General features: G+C 69.7%; 13 protein-coding genes and 1 pseudogene. 4 read left to right on the forward strand and 10 right to left on the reverse strand.

Annotation, left to right across the window (positions count from 1 at the left end; all coding sequences use genetic code 11):
* The coding region (locus tag AC1DP0_RS06635) for a VWA domain-containing protein (RefSeq protein ID WP_478083080.1) at positions 1–605 on the forward strand (605 nt) is incomplete at its 5' end.
* A gap of 174 nt (positions 606–779) precedes the next feature.
* Here the strand turns inward: AC1DP0_RS06635 and AC1DP0_RS06640 are convergent.
* A complete protein-coding gene (locus tag AC1DP0_RS06640) occupies positions 780–1,400 on the reverse strand; it encodes an antibiotic biosynthesis monooxygenase (protein ID WP_478083081.1) in 621 nt (206 codons plus the stop codon).
* A gap of 490 nt (positions 1,401–1,890) precedes the next feature.
* On the opposite strand from AC1DP0_RS06640, the gene AC1DP0_RS06645 reads away from it, so the two are divergent.
* Positions 1,891–2,907: a hypothetical protein gene (locus tag AC1DP0_RS06645; RefSeq protein WP_478083082.1), complete on the forward strand. Its 1,017-nt coding sequence runs from the start codon at positions 1,891–1,893 to the stop codon at positions 2,905–2,907.
* 136 nt (positions 2,908–3,043) lie between these two features.
* Here AC1DP0_RS06645 and AC1DP0_RS06650 read toward each other — a convergent pair whose 3' ends face one another.
* The 8 genes from AC1DP0_RS06650 to ligA all read right to left on the reverse strand — a co-directional run bounded on the left by AC1DP0_RS06650 (position 3,044) and on the right by ligA (position 11,821).
* Complete coding sequence (locus AC1DP0_RS06650; protein ID WP_478083083.1) at positions 3,044–4,063, reverse strand: branched-chain amino acid ABC transporter permease; 1,020 nt, start codon at positions 4,061–4,063, stop codon at positions 3,044–3,046.
* A complete protein-coding gene (locus AC1DP0_RS06655) occupies positions 4,060–4,929 on the reverse strand; it encodes a branched-chain amino acid ABC transporter permease (RefSeq protein WP_478083084.1) in 870 nt (289 codons plus the stop codon). The genes AC1DP0_RS06650 and AC1DP0_RS06655 overlap by 4 nt, the downstream gene beginning before the upstream one ends.
* A 121-nt stretch (positions 4,930–5,050) precedes the next feature.
* Positions 5,051–6,295, reverse strand: coding sequence for an ABC transporter substrate-binding protein (locus AC1DP0_RS06660; RefSeq protein ID WP_478083085.1), 1,245 nt, complete (start codon positions 6,293–6,295; stop codon positions 5,051–5,053).
* A gap of 84 nt (positions 6,296–6,379) precedes the next feature.
* A complete protein-coding gene (locus AC1DP0_RS06665) occupies positions 6,380–7,138 on the reverse strand; it encodes an ABC transporter ATP-binding protein (RefSeq protein ID WP_478083086.1) in 759 nt (252 codons plus the stop codon).
* Positions 7,131–7,886, reverse strand: coding sequence for an ABC transporter ATP-binding protein (locus AC1DP0_RS06670; RefSeq protein WP_478083087.1), 756 nt, complete (start codon positions 7,884–7,886; stop codon positions 7,131–7,133). Before AC1DP0_RS06670 ends, AC1DP0_RS06665 begins: the two co-directional genes overlap by 8 nt.
* A 204-nt stretch (positions 7,887–8,090) precedes the next feature.
* Positions 8,091–8,765 carry a hypothetical protein gene (locus AC1DP0_RS06675; protein WP_478083088.1) on the reverse strand — a complete coding sequence of 225 codons (675 nt, stop codon included), beginning with the start codon at positions 8,763–8,765 and terminating at the stop codon, positions 8,091–8,093.
* A 113-nt stretch (positions 8,766–8,878) separates the two neighbouring features.
* Positions 8,879–9,553 (reverse strand): hypothetical protein, encoded by a 675-nt coding sequence (locus tag AC1DP0_RS06680; protein ID WP_478083089.1) that lies wholly within the window; start codon positions 9,551–9,553, stop codon positions 8,879–8,881.
* Between the two features lie 120 nt (positions 9,554–9,673).
* Positions 9,674–11,821 (reverse strand): NAD-dependent DNA ligase LigA, encoded by a 2,148-nt coding sequence (ligA, locus tag AC1DP0_RS06685; protein ID WP_478083090.1) that lies wholly within the window; start codon positions 11,819–11,821, stop codon positions 9,674–9,676.
* Between the two features lie 133 nt (positions 11,822–11,954).
* Between ligA and AC1DP0_RS06690 the strand changes: the two genes are divergently transcribed.
* Together AC1DP0_RS06690 and AC1DP0_RS06695 are read left to right on the forward strand one after the other, a co-directional pair.
* On the forward strand, positions 11,955–13,466 hold the full coding sequence (locus tag AC1DP0_RS06690; protein WP_478083091.1) for a long-chain-fatty-acid--CoA ligase: 1,512 nt from the start codon (positions 11,955–11,957) through the stop codon (positions 13,464–13,466).
* 160 nt (positions 13,467–13,626) lie between these two features.
* Positions 13,627–14,859, forward strand: coding sequence for an Ig-like domain-containing protein (locus AC1DP0_RS06695; RefSeq protein WP_478083092.1), 1,233 nt, complete (start codon positions 13,627–13,629; stop codon positions 14,857–14,859).
* A gap of 82 nt (positions 14,860–14,941) precedes the next feature.
* On the opposite strand, the pseudogene AC1DP0_RS06700 reads toward AC1DP0_RS06695, so the two are convergent.
* A pseudogene (locus tag AC1DP0_RS06700) lies at positions 14,942–15,282 on the reverse strand (methionine synthase); the annotation flags it as partial.

Genomic DNA, 15,282 nt, shown 5'->3' on the forward strand with positions numbered 1-15,282 from the left:
GGTCGATGCAGTCGATCAAGGACGACACCGAGGGCGGCTTCGACGCGTTCATCGCCGAGCAGCGCAGCCAGCCCGGCGAGTGCCGGGTCACGCTGGCACAGTTCGACGACCGGTACGAGGAGGTCTACCGGGACGTGCCGGCGGCCGACGTCCCGCCGCTGTCCCTGTCGCCGCGCGGTTCCACGGCGCTGCTCGACTCCATCGGGCGCCTCCTCGGCGAAGCCGGCGCCCGCCTCGCCGCCCTGCCCGAGCAGGAGCGTCCGGGCGTCGTGATCGTCGGCATCATGACCGACGGCCACGAGAACTCCTCGCGCGAGCTCACGCACGCCCAGGTCAAGGCGCTCATCGAGCGGCAGACCTCCGAGTACGCATGGCAGTTCCTCTACATGGGCGCCGACCAGGACGCCATCGAGGTCGGGTCGACCATCGGCGTCGCCGCCACCCACTCGATGACCTACGGCCGCGGCCGGGTCGCCGCTGCGATGGCCGCCACCTCGCGCAACATCGGGCTCACCCGCTCGGCCGTCGCCGCGGGGGCCTCCGCCAAGGAGGCAGCCGTCCACCTCGCCTTCGACGACGAGCAGCGTCGAGCCGCCACCGAGTGACGCGTCGCGGGGCCATCACCAGGAGGCACGCCAAGCCCTGACCGCCCTCCTCGCGCTCCAGCTGCCTTCGTACGACGTCCGCTGCCGCTGCCGAAAGTGCGTGCGTGTTCCACGTGCTTCCCGGAGGCACGGACGGCGCCGGCCCGAGCGCGGACCGACGCCGTCCAGACCGCTTCAGACCAGCTCGGGCACGTCGAGGTGTGCCAGGACAAGCTCGAACTCGGCAACCTCAGCGACGCGCATGCCGGTCTCCTGGACAAGGTCAGCACGCAGGCCCATCGCCGTGTCGGCCGCCTTCGCCATCGCCTCGGTCGAGTCGTAGCTCGCGGTGACACAGCTACGTCCTCTCGCGCGGTCGATCATCAGGCTCGCACTGCAGAAGCCGTCGAGCTGTTCGACGCGCGGCATGATGCTTGTCTTGAAGGCGTCGACGATGCGGTCGATCGCTGTCGGGTCGGCCTCGGCCCAGGTCACCCGGGCGCAGGCGCCGTCAGCCGCGCGCTGGGCGCGGTGCAGGTAGGCCAGCTCCCACTGATCGAGTGTCATCGTGCCGCCGAACTGCTCGACGGCCCGGGCCCGCATCGGGGTCACGATGTCGGCAGAGCCACGCAGTGCCTCCTCGGACTCCCAAGCCGTGGTCACGATGCAGCGCCCGCTGGAGCGGTCGACGAGCAGCGAGATGCCGACACAGCCGGGGATCTCTCTGACCTCCGGCATCACCACGTCTCGCACGTGCTGGATACCGGCGTCGGTCAGCGCGGGCTGGCCAAGAATGGTCGTGGAACGTGCGTACACGGTCCGCCTCCTCCGGTTCGGGGCGGGGCCCTCGCGGCACCGCCGCGTCTTCCAGACTCCTCCCCGGCACCCGCCGAGGACAACGGGTAAAGCGGTCAGCCGGCTGATGCCGCTCCACGCTCACCGCGCGAAGGCCCCGCAGGACGTGACAGGCCGCGCGAGGTGTTCACCGCTCATCCCGCGGGCAGCGCGCGATGCCCGCCTCTGGGTACGCGTACGCCATTGGTCGCACCTCGGTCAGGGGCGGAGCGGCCTGATAGCCCAACTATCGACGGAGAACGTCCGTGATCGCCTCGACCCTGCCTCCCCCTGGTTGCCGTCGCCGTGCTGCTGCTCATGCATGGTCGCGAGAAGCGCAGGCTGACCGCATCGGCCCCAGTGTCGGCGGCGTCCAGTGAGGAGGCGACGCCACTGGGCGGGGTGGCGCACTCGACGGCTTTCAGCTCTTCCAGCACCGCTCGCCGCACGGGTGTACCCAGGAGGCGGTGAGGTGGGTGCCGGCGCCAGCGACCGGTCGGCGGACGCCTTGCCCTCGCTGACCACGCAGGCCGGCGCGCACGAGGCGGCGATCGGGTGGCTGGCCTCCCTCGGTCACCCAGGCGGTTCGCGGTGCTACCTGTCCGGGCTGGAGCGGCGGACCGCGTGCGTGATCTCCTCGGCGTCAGCGCTGGCTCACCTGAGGCTGGGGGTTGCGGTCACCCACGCCGAGGCGCTCCAGGACCTCGTGGCCGACGCGCGTGGCTGCGAGCTTCGACTGTTCTACTTCACGTCGGGCACGTACTCGGAGACGGCGCTGGCGTACGCCGAGCGGTTCTGCATCGCTCTCTTCACGTACGACTGCGCCGACATCGTCAGTCACGCGAACGCTGCTGCCATGACCGCGATCCTCGCCGCCCCGGACGTTGCCACCCCGCCGACGGGGCCCGACACGGCATGCTCAGGCGGACCTACCGGTCTTGCACCTTTCCCGTCGGCTGCCCACGAGCCGGATGTGCAGGCCTGGGCCGCATCCGTGTGGCAGGCACGTCAGGCTCCCGCTTCGGGGCGGGCGTTTCTGGCGTACCCTCCGCTCGGGGTGAGCCTGCTCGTCGGCCTGCTGATGCTGCCCATCGTGTGGACATGGCAGACGGGCGCTGGGCCAGCCCTGCGCGTTGAGCGCATCGCCGTGGCTGTGGTGGTGTTCCACGCGTTCTGTGCGGGTGGGGTCTGGCGGGTCACGCGCTGGCGTGGGAGGCTGCGCCGGCACCGTCTCCACATCGTCCGGGCATGCACCGTTCCAAGCCGTGCTCGAGCCCTCGTCGATGCGGCGATGCAGCGCTCCGGACGCGGCGTCCCGCCTGACCACGAGGCGTTCGTGCTGCTGCGTAACGAGGTCATCGGGCTGTCCGGGATGGACCCGTTCACCGCCGGTGTCCTTGTCTGGGAGGTCACGATCGGGGCAGCTCGGCCGGCCGACCGCCGTGAGTGGCTCGGCGCCCCTCATGGCGACCACCCGGCCACGTCCTGACCACCTCCGGTGAACAACGACTGCCGCGGCCGCGGGCCCGTCACCCGGCGTGGACGGGGCGGCCACCGCCTCGTCACCCCGGAGCGGTCACCGACTCCGTCGGGCAGCCCTCCACGTCGGGACGGGCTGCTTCACCTCATTTCCGTGTCTGGCGGCGCCGGTCGARGACGTACCGGCGCAGGACGTTGCGTCCCGTCCCCCAGATGCCGTGCCGGAAGAGCAGGACGATGAGCACGAAGATCGTGCCCGTGATCAGGCCGATGCCCTCGAAACCCGAGCTCGCGAGATAGTCCTCGAGGGTCACGACGACGCCGGCGCCGACGAGCCCGCCCCAGAGGGTGCCGATCCCGCCGAGCACCGTGACGAGCACGACCTTGCCCGACGTCGTCCACATCAGCTCCTGGAGCGAGGCGAACTGGTGGCTCACCGCGAAGACACCACCGGCGAGGCCGGCGAGTCCCGCGGAGATGATGAACGCCGTGATCTTGTAGCGCTCGACGTCGTACCCGAGGGCGCGGGCGCGCGCCGGGTTGTCGCGTACGGCCGTCAGCACGCGGCCGAAGGGCGAGTTGACGACCCGCCAGGCCACCAGGATGCCGAGCAGGATCAGCACCGCACCGACGTAGTAGAAGTAGAACGGGTCGGTCTCGACGGACTCGATGCCGAAGAAGTTCCGCGGGATGCCCTGCAGTCCGTTCTCGCCGCCGGTGAGGTCGCGGGCCTGGTTGGCGACGAAGTAGAGCATCTGCGCGAAGGCGAGGGTGACCATGGCGAAGTAGATGCCCGTGCGGCGAACCGAGAGGTAGCCGATCGGCCAGGCGATGACCATCGAGAAGACGGCGCCGCCCAGCACCGCGACCGGGAACGGCACGCCCCAGTGGGTGGCGATGAGGCCCGTGCAGTAGGCCGAGCCGCCCCAGAAGGCGGCGTGCCCGAAGCTGAGCAGCCCGGTGAAGCCGAGGAGCAGGTCGACGCTGATCGCGAAGAGTCCCCAGCACAGGATGTCCATCGCGACGGGCGGGTAGATCCAGTACGGCAGCATCACGAGCACGGCGAGGCCGGCCAGCAGCATGACGTAGCGCAGCGGGTTGCGGCGCGAGAGGATCGAGGGCTGGGCCAGGTCGACGTCGACCTTGGCGGTCATCTGCTCGCTCATGCGACCTCCTCCCGTCCGAAGAGCCCCGAGGGCCGGACGAGAACGACGAACGCCATCAGCACGAAGATGACGATCTGGGCGTAGGCGGGTGCGTAGGCGACGCCGTAGGCCTCCACGAGGCCGACGAGGAAGCCGGCGACGACCGCGCCGAGGATGGACCCCAGTCCGCCGATGACGACGACGGCGAAGAGGATGATGATGAAGTTGCTGCCCATCTCGGCCGTGATCGCCCGGGTCGGGGCGGCGAGCACACCGGCGAGCCCGGCCAGCGCGATGCCGAAGCCGAAGACCGGGGTGACCCAGCGGCCGACGTTGATGCCGAGGGCCCGGGTGCGCTCGGGGGCCTCGGTGGCGGCCCGCACGATCATCCCGATGCGGGTCCGGGTCAGCAGCAGGCCGACGGCGACGCAGACGACCACCGAGAAGAGACAGGCGAAGACGGAGTACGTCGCGAGGGTGACGCTGCCGACCTGCAGCTGCCCGTCGAGGCCGGCCGGCATCGTGTAGGGCAGCCCGGAGACGCCGTACTTCTGCTTGACCGCCTCGACGATCACGAGCGTCAGGCCGAAGGTCAGCAGGAAGTTGTAGAGCGGGTCGAGCGCCAGGAGCCAGCGCACGAGCAGCCGCTCCATGAGAACACCGAAGCCGAACATGAGGATCGGGACGACCACGAGCGCGACCCAGAAGCCCAGGTGCAGCTCGGCGAGGAGCACCGCGGAGATGACGGCGCCGAGCATGTAGCAGGCGCCGTGGGAGAAGTTGACGACCCCGAGGACGCCGAAGATGACGGCGAGGCCCAGCGCGGACAGCGCGTAGAAGCCGCCGGCGGCGAGCCCCTGGAGGGTGTACTGGATGAATTCGCTCATGTCTCTCGCTCGTTCGCGGTCGATCGGTGCGGGCACGCCCTAGCTGGAGCCGGCGCTCTGCGCTGGTATGCCGTCCGGCGCGTCCTCAGGGACGCCGCCGGACGGCATACCAGCGGGCAGGTCAGCTCATCGAGCAGGCGGCGTTGGCCTCGCCGTACGCCTCGGCGGCGGGGATCGTCTTGACGATGTCCTCGTAGTCCCAGTCCTCGGGGGCCGAGCTCTTGACCTTGGCGAGGTAGACGTCGTGGATCACGGCGTGGTCGGCCTTGCGAACCTCGCCGTTGCGAAGGAAGACGTCGTTGATCTTCTTGCCCTCGAGCTTGCCGACGACCGCGTCGGCGTCGTCCGTGCCGGCCTCCTGGACGGCCTCGAGGTAGTTCATCGCGGCCGAGTAGTTGGCAGCGTGTGCGAAGGACGGACGGGTGTTCGTCTTCTCCTTGAAGCGGTCGGCCCACTTCTTGTTCTGCGCGTCGAAGTTCCAGTACCAGGCGTCCGTGAACTGCGTGCCGGCGAACTGGTCGACCCCGAGCGAGTGGATGTCGGTGATGAACATGAGGCCGACGGCGAGCTGGACCTTGCCCTTGAGCGAGCTCTGGTTGAACTGCTTGACGAAGTTGATGAGGTCGCCGCCCGCGTGCATCGAGCCGACGACCTTGGGGTTGCCCTCGCCGGCCTTGGTGATGAAGGTGGCGAAGTTGTCGCTCGGGAAGGGCGAGGCGATCGACTGGCCGACGGTGCCGCCGTTCTTGCTGACCTCGGCGCTGAACGACTTGTTCATGTCCTGGCCGAAGGCGTAGTCGGGGTAGACGATGTTCCAGCTCGTCCCACCGGCCTTCGTGATGGCGCCGGCGGTGCCACGCGCGAGGACAGCGGTGTTGTAGGCCCAGTGGAAGGTGTACTTGTTGCAGCTCTTGCCCGTGAGGGCGGTCGTGCCGGCACCGATGTTGATGTAGAGCTTCTTCTTGGCCTTGGCCTGGGTCGCGACGGCCAGCGCCGCGGCGGAGTTGGGCACGTCCAGGATGACGTCGGCCTTCTGGCGGTCGTACATCTCCTGTGCCTTGGAGTTGGCGATGTCTGCCTTGTTCTGGTGGTCGGCTGTGACGACCTCGATGGTCTTGGCGACGACCTTGTCGCCGTACTTCGCCTTGTAGTCGTCGATCGCCATCTGGATCGCGACCTTGCTGTTGGGCCCGGACAGGTCCTTGTAGACGCCCGACTGGTCGTTGAGCAGACCGATGACGACCTTGTCGTCGGTGAGCTTGCTCGAGCCGCCCGACTGGGGGCCGCCGGCTCCCCCGCACGCGGCGAGTGAGAGCGACGCTGTCGCCGCGATGGCGATGGTGCCCTGGACTGTCCTGCTACGCATGTCTGCTCCTGGTTTGTGACGGGGTGGAACGGGTGGGTGACGCGTGGTCTTGGTGCACTCGGCCGTGGACCGCGGGATGCCGGGCTACATGCCGAGGTAGCTGAGCAGCTCGCCCTCGCGAGCCCGGAAGTCGTCGTTGCCGAGGTGCTCGACGACCTTTCCCTGCGCGAGCAGGTAGTGCCGGTCGGCGACCGTCGAGGCGAACTTGACGTTCTGCTCGACGAGGAGCACGCCGACCCCCTGGCCCTTGATCTCGCGGATGATCTCGCCGATGCGCTGGACGATGACGGGGGCCAGGCCCTCGCTCGGCTCGTCGAGCAGCAGCAGCCGGGAACCCATCCGCAGGACCCGGGCCATGGCGAGCATCTGCTGCTCGCCCCCCGACAGCTTGGTGCCGGGGAAGTCGCGGCGTTCGTGCAGCACCGGGAAGAACTCGTAGACGCGCTCGAGCGGCCACGCGTCCGGGTGGACRACGGGTGGCAGCATCAGGTTCTCGGCGACGGTGAGGCTCGCGTAGATGCCGCGGTCGTCGGGGACCCAGCCGATGCCGGCGCGGGCGCGGGCGTCGGCCGAACGTTTGGCCAGGTCGGCGCCGTCGAAGCTGATGGCGCCGTCGGTCTGCCGGTGCAGGCCCATGACCGAGCGCAGCAGCGTCGTCTTGCCGGCGCCGTTGCGGCCGACGAGGGTGACCACCTCACCGGGAGCGACGTCGATGCTGACGTCGGTCAGCACGCGCGCCTCGCCGTACCAGGCCGAGAGTGCGGCCACCTCGAGCATGCGCGGGGACGGCTGTCCCTCAACGGAGTTCGTGACTTGGGTTGTCAGGCTGGCGTTGTCACTCATGAGCTGCTCCGAGGTATGCCGTGATGACCCGTTCGTCGGCGCGCACCTGCTCGTAGGGTCCCTCCGCGAGCACCTGCCCCGACTGGAGCACGGTGACGCGGTCGGCCAGCGAGCCGACGACGTGCATGTTGTGGTCGACGAAGACGACGGTGCGACCCGTCGCGAGCTGCCTGACGAGGGCGATGGTCCGGTCGACGTCCTCGATGCCCATTCCGGCGGTCGGCTCGTCGAGGAGCAGCAGCTTGGGGTCGAGCGCCATCGCGATGGCGAGCTCGAGCGCGCGCTTCTGGCCGTACGCGAGTGACGAGGCGGGCGCCCCTGCGCGGTCGGCGAGTCCCACCTGCTCGAGCAGCTCCATGGCGCGGTCCTTGAACGTCGCCATCCGGGTGACCGAGCGCCACCACTGCTTGCCCATGCCGGTGGGGCTCGCGAGGGCGAGCTCGAGGTGCTCGCGCAGCGTCATCGCCTCGAAGAGGCTCGTGATCTGGAAGGAGCGCGCGATGCCGAGCGGTGCGATCTGCTCGGGGGCGCGGCCGGTGATGTCCTGGCCGTCGAACAGGACGGAGCCGGAGGTCGGTGAGAGGAAGCCGGTGAGGAGGTTGAAGAGCGTGGTCTTGCCCGCTCCGTTGGGTCCGACGAGGGCGTGGACCGTGCCGCAGGCGACCGACAGGTCGACCTCCGAGACGGCGCGGAAACCACGGAACTCCTTGGTCAGGGCCCTGGTCTCCAGCAACGGGGTACCCGTCAAGACCTGCACCTCCTCGTGCATCGCGCTGCGGTGAGCGGTGCCGACCGGCTGGGTCGATCGACTACGCAGAGCCTAGGGAGGCGCTCACACGAAGTGACGGTGCGGGCTCACACACCTGCTACGGCGATGTGGGTGCTACGCACACGACGGCCCGGTGCTGCCTGACCGGTGGCGGTCGGGCGGCGCCGGGCCGTGGCGTGGGCGTCAGCGTCGGAGCGTGGCGCTGGTGTGGCCCCAGATCAGCGTCGTGTCCGGGAAGACGACGCGGTAGTCGCGCGTGCTCGAGCTGGTGTAGGCGAACGTGTAGCGACCGTTGGAGGCCGGGTAGACGTACTTGAGGCTCGTCCACGTCGTCGAGGTCGGCGACTTGTACTGGACCGTGCCGCGCACGTTGGTCCACGGGACGAACTTGTCGACGGAGTACGCGTAYCGCGCGGCCGAGGTGGTGAGCGTGACCTTCGAGCCGGACCTCGTGGCCGTCAGCCCGGACCAGCCGCCGAGGCGGACGTCCATCGTGCGGGTGTTCTGGGTGCACTGCTCGGAGAAGTCCGCGCTGAAGCAGTCGGCGGGGCGCCAGGTCCACCGGCCGAGCGGGTCGTCGTCGTACACGTCGAACGGCTCAGTGCGCGTGCCGTCGTAGACCAGGGCGTCGACCGTTCCGCTGCTCGCCACGGCCTCCCAGGCGGCGTGGGTGCCTGCGGCACAGTCCGACCCGAGGGAGATGTTCGTGGTCTTGAACGGGCTGGAGATCGTCCAGCGCGTCGGGGCGTTGACGCTGCAGGTGCCGGCCGCGGAGGCTGGGGCCGCGGCGCTCACGGCGAGCGCTGCGCCCAACGCCGCAACAGTGGCGACGGCGCGGCGGAGGGAGGTTCGAGACATTGCTTGGTCCCTTGTCGAGAGTGGTGGGTGGCAGGGCGATGCTAGGTGTGCCGGCGCCACCGCGCGGACGAATCGCTCGAAGAGGTCGAAACGGGCAACCGATCCGGTGCGGGTCAGCGTCGAACGGTTGCGCTGGTGTGGCCCCAGATGAGCGGCGTGTCCGGGAACACGACGCGGTAGTCACGGGTGCTCGGGGTGGTGTAGGTGAAGCTGTAGCGCCCGCTCGAGCCGGCATAGACGTACTTGAGGCTCGTCCACGCCGTGGCGGTGGGGGCCTTGTACTGCACGGTCCCGCGCACGTTGGTCCAGGGAACGAAGCGGTCGAGTGAGTAGGCGTAGCGGGCGACGGAGGTCGACACGGTCACGCGGGAACCCGACCGGGTGGCAGTCAGACGGGACCAGCCGCCGAGACGGACATCCATCGTCCGCGTGTTCTGCGCGCACACCTCGGTGAAGTCGGCGAAGAAGCAGAGTGAGGGTCGCCAGGTCCATCTGCCCAGTGTCGCGAGGTCGTACATGTCGAAGTAGGCCATGTGCGTCCCGTCGAACGTCAGCGTGTCCTCCGGACCCTGACTGGAGTACGCAAACCAGCTCGCGTACACGCCCGGAGGGCAGTCTCCGGCGAGACCCACGTACGTTGCCTTGAAGGGACTGGAGATCGTCCAGCGCGACGGTGTGTTGACGCTGCACGCGTCGGCCGCCACGGATGGTGAGGCCGCGCCGACGGTGAGCGCCGCCGCGGCTGCGGTCACCGCGGCGAGGACACGGCGGAAGATGGGTCGACCCATGGCAAACCACCTGTCGGGAGTGTGAGCTGGCAGTCCGAGGATAAGGACCGGGTGGCCCGCCGGAGCACGAAACGCTTGAACCCGACGAAATGCGTGAACGGGGAGCCACCTCGGTGTCGGTCAGTCCGGGGAGCCGGTCGCGAGGAGCCGGCGGAAGCCGTCCTCGTCGAGGATCGTCAGGCCCAGCTCCTCGGCCCTGGCCGCCTTGGAGCCGGCGTTGGCCCCGATGACGACGTAGTCCGTCTTCTTCGACACCGAGCCGGACGCCTTGCCGCCGCGGCTGATGATGGCCTCCTTCGTCTCATCGCGGGAGAAGCCCTCGAGCGATCCCGTGACGACGACCGTCTTGCCCTCGAGCGTGCGCTCCACGGACTCGTCGACCTCGTCGGCCATCCTGACGCCGGCGTCGGCCCACTTGCGGACGATCTCCTGGTGCCAGTCGACCGCGAACCAGTCGGTCACGGCCTCGGCGATGACGCCCCCGACCCCCTCGGCCTGCGCGAGCTCCTCGGTCGACGCGGCTCGGATCGCCTCCATCGAGCCGAAGTGCGTCGCGAGCGCCCGGGCGGCGGTGGGGCCGACGTGCCGGATCGACAGGGCCACGACGACCCGCCACAACGGCTGCGTCTTGGCCTTCTCGAGCTCGGCCAGCAGCGTGCTCCCACCGGCCGACAGGACACGTCCGTCGACTACGCTCTCGGCGGCATCGGTCTTCTTCGCGGCGCGCGTGTAGAGCGGGACGCGGGTGAGCTTCTCGCGGGTGATGCCGTAGTCCCCCGCGTGCGAGCTGCCCTCCGCAGGGGCGAAGAGGTCCCCTTCATCGGTGATGATGCCCGAGTCCAGCAGCGCGATGGACCCCTCCCACCCGAGCGCTTCGATGTCCAGGCCGCCACGGGAGGCCAGGGCGAAGACCCGCTCGCGCAGCTGGCTCGGGCACGAGCGGCTGTTGGGACAGCGGATGTCCTTGTCGCCCTCCTTCTCGGGGGCGAGTGGCGTGCCGCACGCGGGGCACTCGGTCGGCATGACGAAGGCGCGCTCGGTGCCGTCGCGCAGGTCGACGACGGGCCCGACGATCTCGGGGATGACGTCACCGGCCTTGCGCAGGACGACGGTGTCACCGATGAGGACCCCCTTGCGCTCCACCTCGTAGGGGTTGTGCAGCGTCGCCTGCTCGACGGTCGAGCCGGCGACGACGATGGGCTCCATGACGCCGTAGGGGGTGACCCGCCCGGTGCGGCCGACGTTGACGCGGATGTCGAGGAGCCTGGTGTTGACCTCTTCCGGCGGGTACTTGAAGGCGATGGCCCAGCGCGGCGCCCGGGAGGTCGCGCCGAGCTGGCGCTGGAGCGGGACCTCGTCGACCTTGACGACGATGCCGTCGATGTCGTGGGCACGGTCGTGGCGGTGCTCGCCGTGGTAGGTCACGAACTCCTCGACGGCGGCGATGTCGTCGAGCACGCGCACCTCGTCCGAGGTGGGCAGCCCCCAGGCGCGCAGGACGGCATACGCCTCGCTCTGGCGCTCGACGTCGAAGCCGCGGCGTGCGCCGATGCCGTGGACGAGCATGCGCAGCGGACGGCTGGCCGTCACCTTGGGGTCCTTCTGGCGCAGCGAGCCGGCGGCCGCGTTGCGGGGATTGGCGAAGGGCGCCTTGCCCGCCTCGACGAGGCTGGCGTTGAGGTCGGCGAAGGCCGCGGTCGGGAAGAAGACCTCGCCGCGGACCTCGACCAGAGCCGGCACGTCAGCACCGGACAACCGCTCCGGGACGCCTTCGATGGTGCGGACGTTGTTGGTGACGTCCTCGCCGGTGCGTCCGTCACCTCGCGTCAGCGCCCGCACGAGGCGGCCCTTCTCGTAGAGCAGGTTGATGGCGAGCCCGTCGATCTTGAGCTCGGTGAGGTAGTGCGCTCCCGCCCCCACCTCTCGCTCGACGCGCTCGGCCCAGGTCTGGAGCTCCTCGAAGGAGAAGGCGTTGTCGAGGCTCAGCATGCGCTCGACGTGGTCGACGGTCTCGAAGCCGGTCGCGAACGAGGCGCCCCCGACGTTCTGCGTCGGGCTGTCGGGCGTGCGCAGCGACGGGTACTCACCCTCGAGGGCGTTGAGGCGCCGGATGAGCTGGTCGTACTCGCCGTCGCTGATCGTCGGCGCGTCCTTGACGTGGTAGGCGAACTGGGCTGCGGCAGCCTGCTCGGCAAGGTCTGCCCACTCCTGGTGGACCTCGGTCGGGACCTCGTCGGTGACAGTGGTGGGGCCGGTGCTCTCGCTCACGGGCTCATCCTGCCAGCCGGTCCCGACGGTGCCCGGTCGATGACACTCGTCACGGCGCACCGGTCTGTTCACCGGGCGACCCAGCGGTGACAATGGGCGCGAGCCCGCGCCCGCCCCCTGCGAAGGAGCAGAGATGACCAACCTCGCCACCAACCTCGTCGCCACCGCGGCTCGCGTCCCGGACAAGGTGGGCATCAAGCTCGACCAGGTCGAGCTGTCGTGGTCGGCGCTGCACCGCGCGGCGGCAGCAGTGGCCGGCCGGCTGCGGGCTGCGGGTCTCGAGCCCGGCGACCGGGTGTCGCTCATCCTCCCCAACGTGCCGGCATACCCTGTCGCCTTCTACGGCACGCTCCTGGCCGGCGGCGTGGTCGTGCCGATGAACCCGCTGCTGAAGTCCGGGGAGATCCAGTACTTCTACGAGGACAGTGGCGCCCGCTTCAGCTTCGTGTGGCCCGACTTCGCCGACGAGGCCGGGAAGGCGGCTGCCGAGACCGGCACGCGCCTTGTCGTGTGCGGCCCGCTGGGCCCGGCCGACGGGCAGTTCGACGCCTCCGAGTCGGCAGCGGCCCCGGTGCTCGAGCCGGCCCCGCGCGCCGACGACGACACCGCGGTGATCCTCTACACGAGCGGCACCACCGGCAAGCCCAAGGGCGCCGAGCTGACGCACTTCAACCTCCACCGCAACGCCGAGCGCTCGGCGGCCGACATCATGGAGATCACCGAGGACGACGTCATCATGGGCTGCCTGCCCCTCTTCCACGTCTTCGGCCTCACCTGCGGGCTCAACACCTCGGTCCAGCGCGGCAGCACCCTGACGCTCCTCCCCCGTTTCGACCCGGCCAAGGCCATCGAGATGTTCGGACGCGACGACGTGACGATCTTCCAGGGCGTCCCGACGATGTATGCCGCGATCCTCCACCACCCGAACGCCGACCAGGCCGACACGAGCAGCCTGCGCACGTGCGCGTCCGGTGGCTCGGCCATGCCGGCCCAGGTCATGAAGGCCTTCGAGGAGAAGTTCGGGTGCCAGATCCTCGAGGGCTACGGCCTGTCCGAGACCTCACCCGTCGCGTCCTTCAACATGCCCGACAAGCCGACCAAGCCCGGCACCATCGGCCGAGCCATCCCGGGCTGCAAGATGAAGCTCGTCGACATGGAGGGCAACGACACCGCCGCCGGCGAGATCGGCGAGATCGCGATCCGCGGCGAGAACATCATGAAGGGCTACTGGAACCGCCCCGAGGCCACGAGGGAGGCCATCCCCGACGGGTGGTTCCGGTCCGGCGACCTCGCGACCGTCGACGACGAGGGCTACTTCACGATCGTCGACCGGAAGAAGGACATGATCATCCGCGGCGGCATGAACGTCTACCCGCGCGAGGTCGAGGAGGTGCTCTACACGCACCCCGACGTCCTCGAGGCCGCGGTCGTGCGCGTGCCCGACGAGCTCATGGGCGAGGAGGTCGGGGCGGCAGTCGTGCTCCGGCCCGGCTCGACCACGACGCTGGAGGATGTCCAGACCTACGTCAGGGAGCGCCTCGCCGCCTACAAGTACCCTCGCCGGATCTGGAGTCTGGACGAGCTGCCCAAGGGGCCGACCGGCAAGATCCTGCGCCGCGAGGTCCGCGCCCAGGACGCCTCCTGACGACCGCCCGCGGGGACGACACGCGCAGCGGCTGGACTCGCCGTTGGTTTTGGCGTATTGGGCCCGATCGGTGACACTTGGGGGCAGAGGCACTATCGACGTGTCGCGCCCCGTTCCGCCCCGGAACGGGTGGCGTCTCGTCTGCGAAGGGTAATCACGCGTGAAGTCGAGCTTCCGTTCCGCCGTGGTCTCGGGGATGGCCGCCATGGCCGTGCTCGGCGTCTCGGCCTGCAGCACGCCCGCACCTGCTGACCGCGCCAAGCCCGGTAGCTCGGCGTCGGACGTGTCCGGTGGGACGCCGTCGCAGGCTCCCGCCCCGACCACCGAGCCGGTCGTCTTCACGACGACGCCTGCCGCCGACGCGGAGGGTGTCGCCGTCGACACGCGCGTCACGGCCTCGGCGCAGAAGGGCACCCTGATCAAGGCCTGGCTCTTCTACACGAGCAAGAAGGGCAACCGCATCTCGGTCGACGGCACGCTCCGGGGCGGCACGTGGACCGCGGGTGACCTCCTCGAGCCCGGCGTCGCGTACACCCTGACCATGCAGGCCACGGACGCCGACGGCAAGACCACGCAGACGACCAAGACGTTCCGCACCGCGAACCTCACCCTCGACGACCAGGTGGACGTTGCGGTCTCGCCGCGTGACGGCGGCACCGTCGGCATCGGCATGCCGGTCGTCGTGCGCTTCGACCTCCCCGTCGTCGACAAGGCGACCTTCGAGAAGCACATGGTGGTGACGGCGACGCCAGCGCAGGCCGGCTCCTGGTACTGGCTCAGCTCCCGCGAGGCGCACTGGCGCCCCAAGGCGTACTGGAAGGCGGGCAGCAAGGTCCACGTCGAGGCCGACCTCAACGGCGTGCCCGCCGGTGGCGCCCGCTACGGCCAGCTGAGCCAGACGTCGGACTTCACGATCGGCCGCTCGCTCGTCGCCAAGGTCAACCTCACGACCGACCAGATGGACGTGATGATCAACGGCAAGCTGGCCAAGCACATCCCCGTCACCGGCGGTCGTCCCGGCTTCATCACGCGCTCGGGCGTCAAGGTGATCATGGACAAGCAGACCGACATCACGATGAAGGCCGAGACCATCGGGCTGAAGAAGGATGACCCGAACTACTACGCGGACACTCCGGTGAAGTACGCCATGCGGGTCACCGACTCCGGAGAGTTCCTCCACAGCGCTCCGTGGTCCGTGGCCGACCAGGGACACCGCAACGTCAGCCACGGCTGCACCGGCATGAGCGAGCCCGACGCCGGCTGGCTCTACGACAACGTCATGATCGGCGACGTCGTGGAGACCACCGGCACGCCCCGGCCCATGACCATGGGCAACGGCTACGCCGACTGGAACCTCAGCTGGGCGACGTGGACCGCGGGTTCCGCGCTCTGAGCCCCCTCAGCGCCTGACGAGGCCGGTCACCTGCTGGTGACCGGCCTCTCGCGTCCTTGGTTCGACCCGCTCGGGTGCATTGTCACCCGACGCTGCGCTCCTCGAGCTCGCGGGCGGTCTCGACCGCGGCGCGCTGCACTGCTCGCGCCACGTCGGGCGACGCGGCGGCCAGACCGCATGCGGGCGTGACGACGACATCGGCCAGCGAGCGCAGCGGCAGGCCGGTTCGGGTCCAGGCCTCCACGAGGGTGGCGGAGAGGTCCTGGGGGCGGGTGCGCCCGCCGTCCGTGGGCACCACACCCGCGTGGAGGCGTATGCCGTCCTCCACCGCGACCGCCACGCCCTCCCACTCGCGCGGGCGGAGCAGCGAGGTGTCGAGCGAGAGCGCGGTCGGACCGCTCGCACGCAGGAGGGCGAGCGGCG

This window comes from Terrabacter sp. P5_B1 (assembly GCF_056400505.1).

Coding starts and splice junctions, on each gene's coding strand:
- AC1DP0_RS06655 (WP_478083084.1), bottom strand. CDS start 4,929: ATGAGCGAATTCATCCAGTACACCCTCCAGGGGCTCGCCGCCGGCGGC.
- AC1DP0_RS06690 (WP_478083091.1), top strand. CDS start 11,955: ATGACCAACCTCGCCACCAACCTCGTCGCCACCGCGGCTCGCGTCCCG.
- AC1DP0_RS06680 (WP_478083089.1), bottom strand. CDS start 9,553: ATGGGTCGACCCATCTTCCGCCGTGTCCTCGCCGCGGTGACCGCAGCC.
- AC1DP0_RS06660 (WP_478083085.1), bottom strand. CDS start 6,295: ATGCGTAGCAGGACAGTCCAGGGCACCATCGCCATCGCGGCGACAGCG.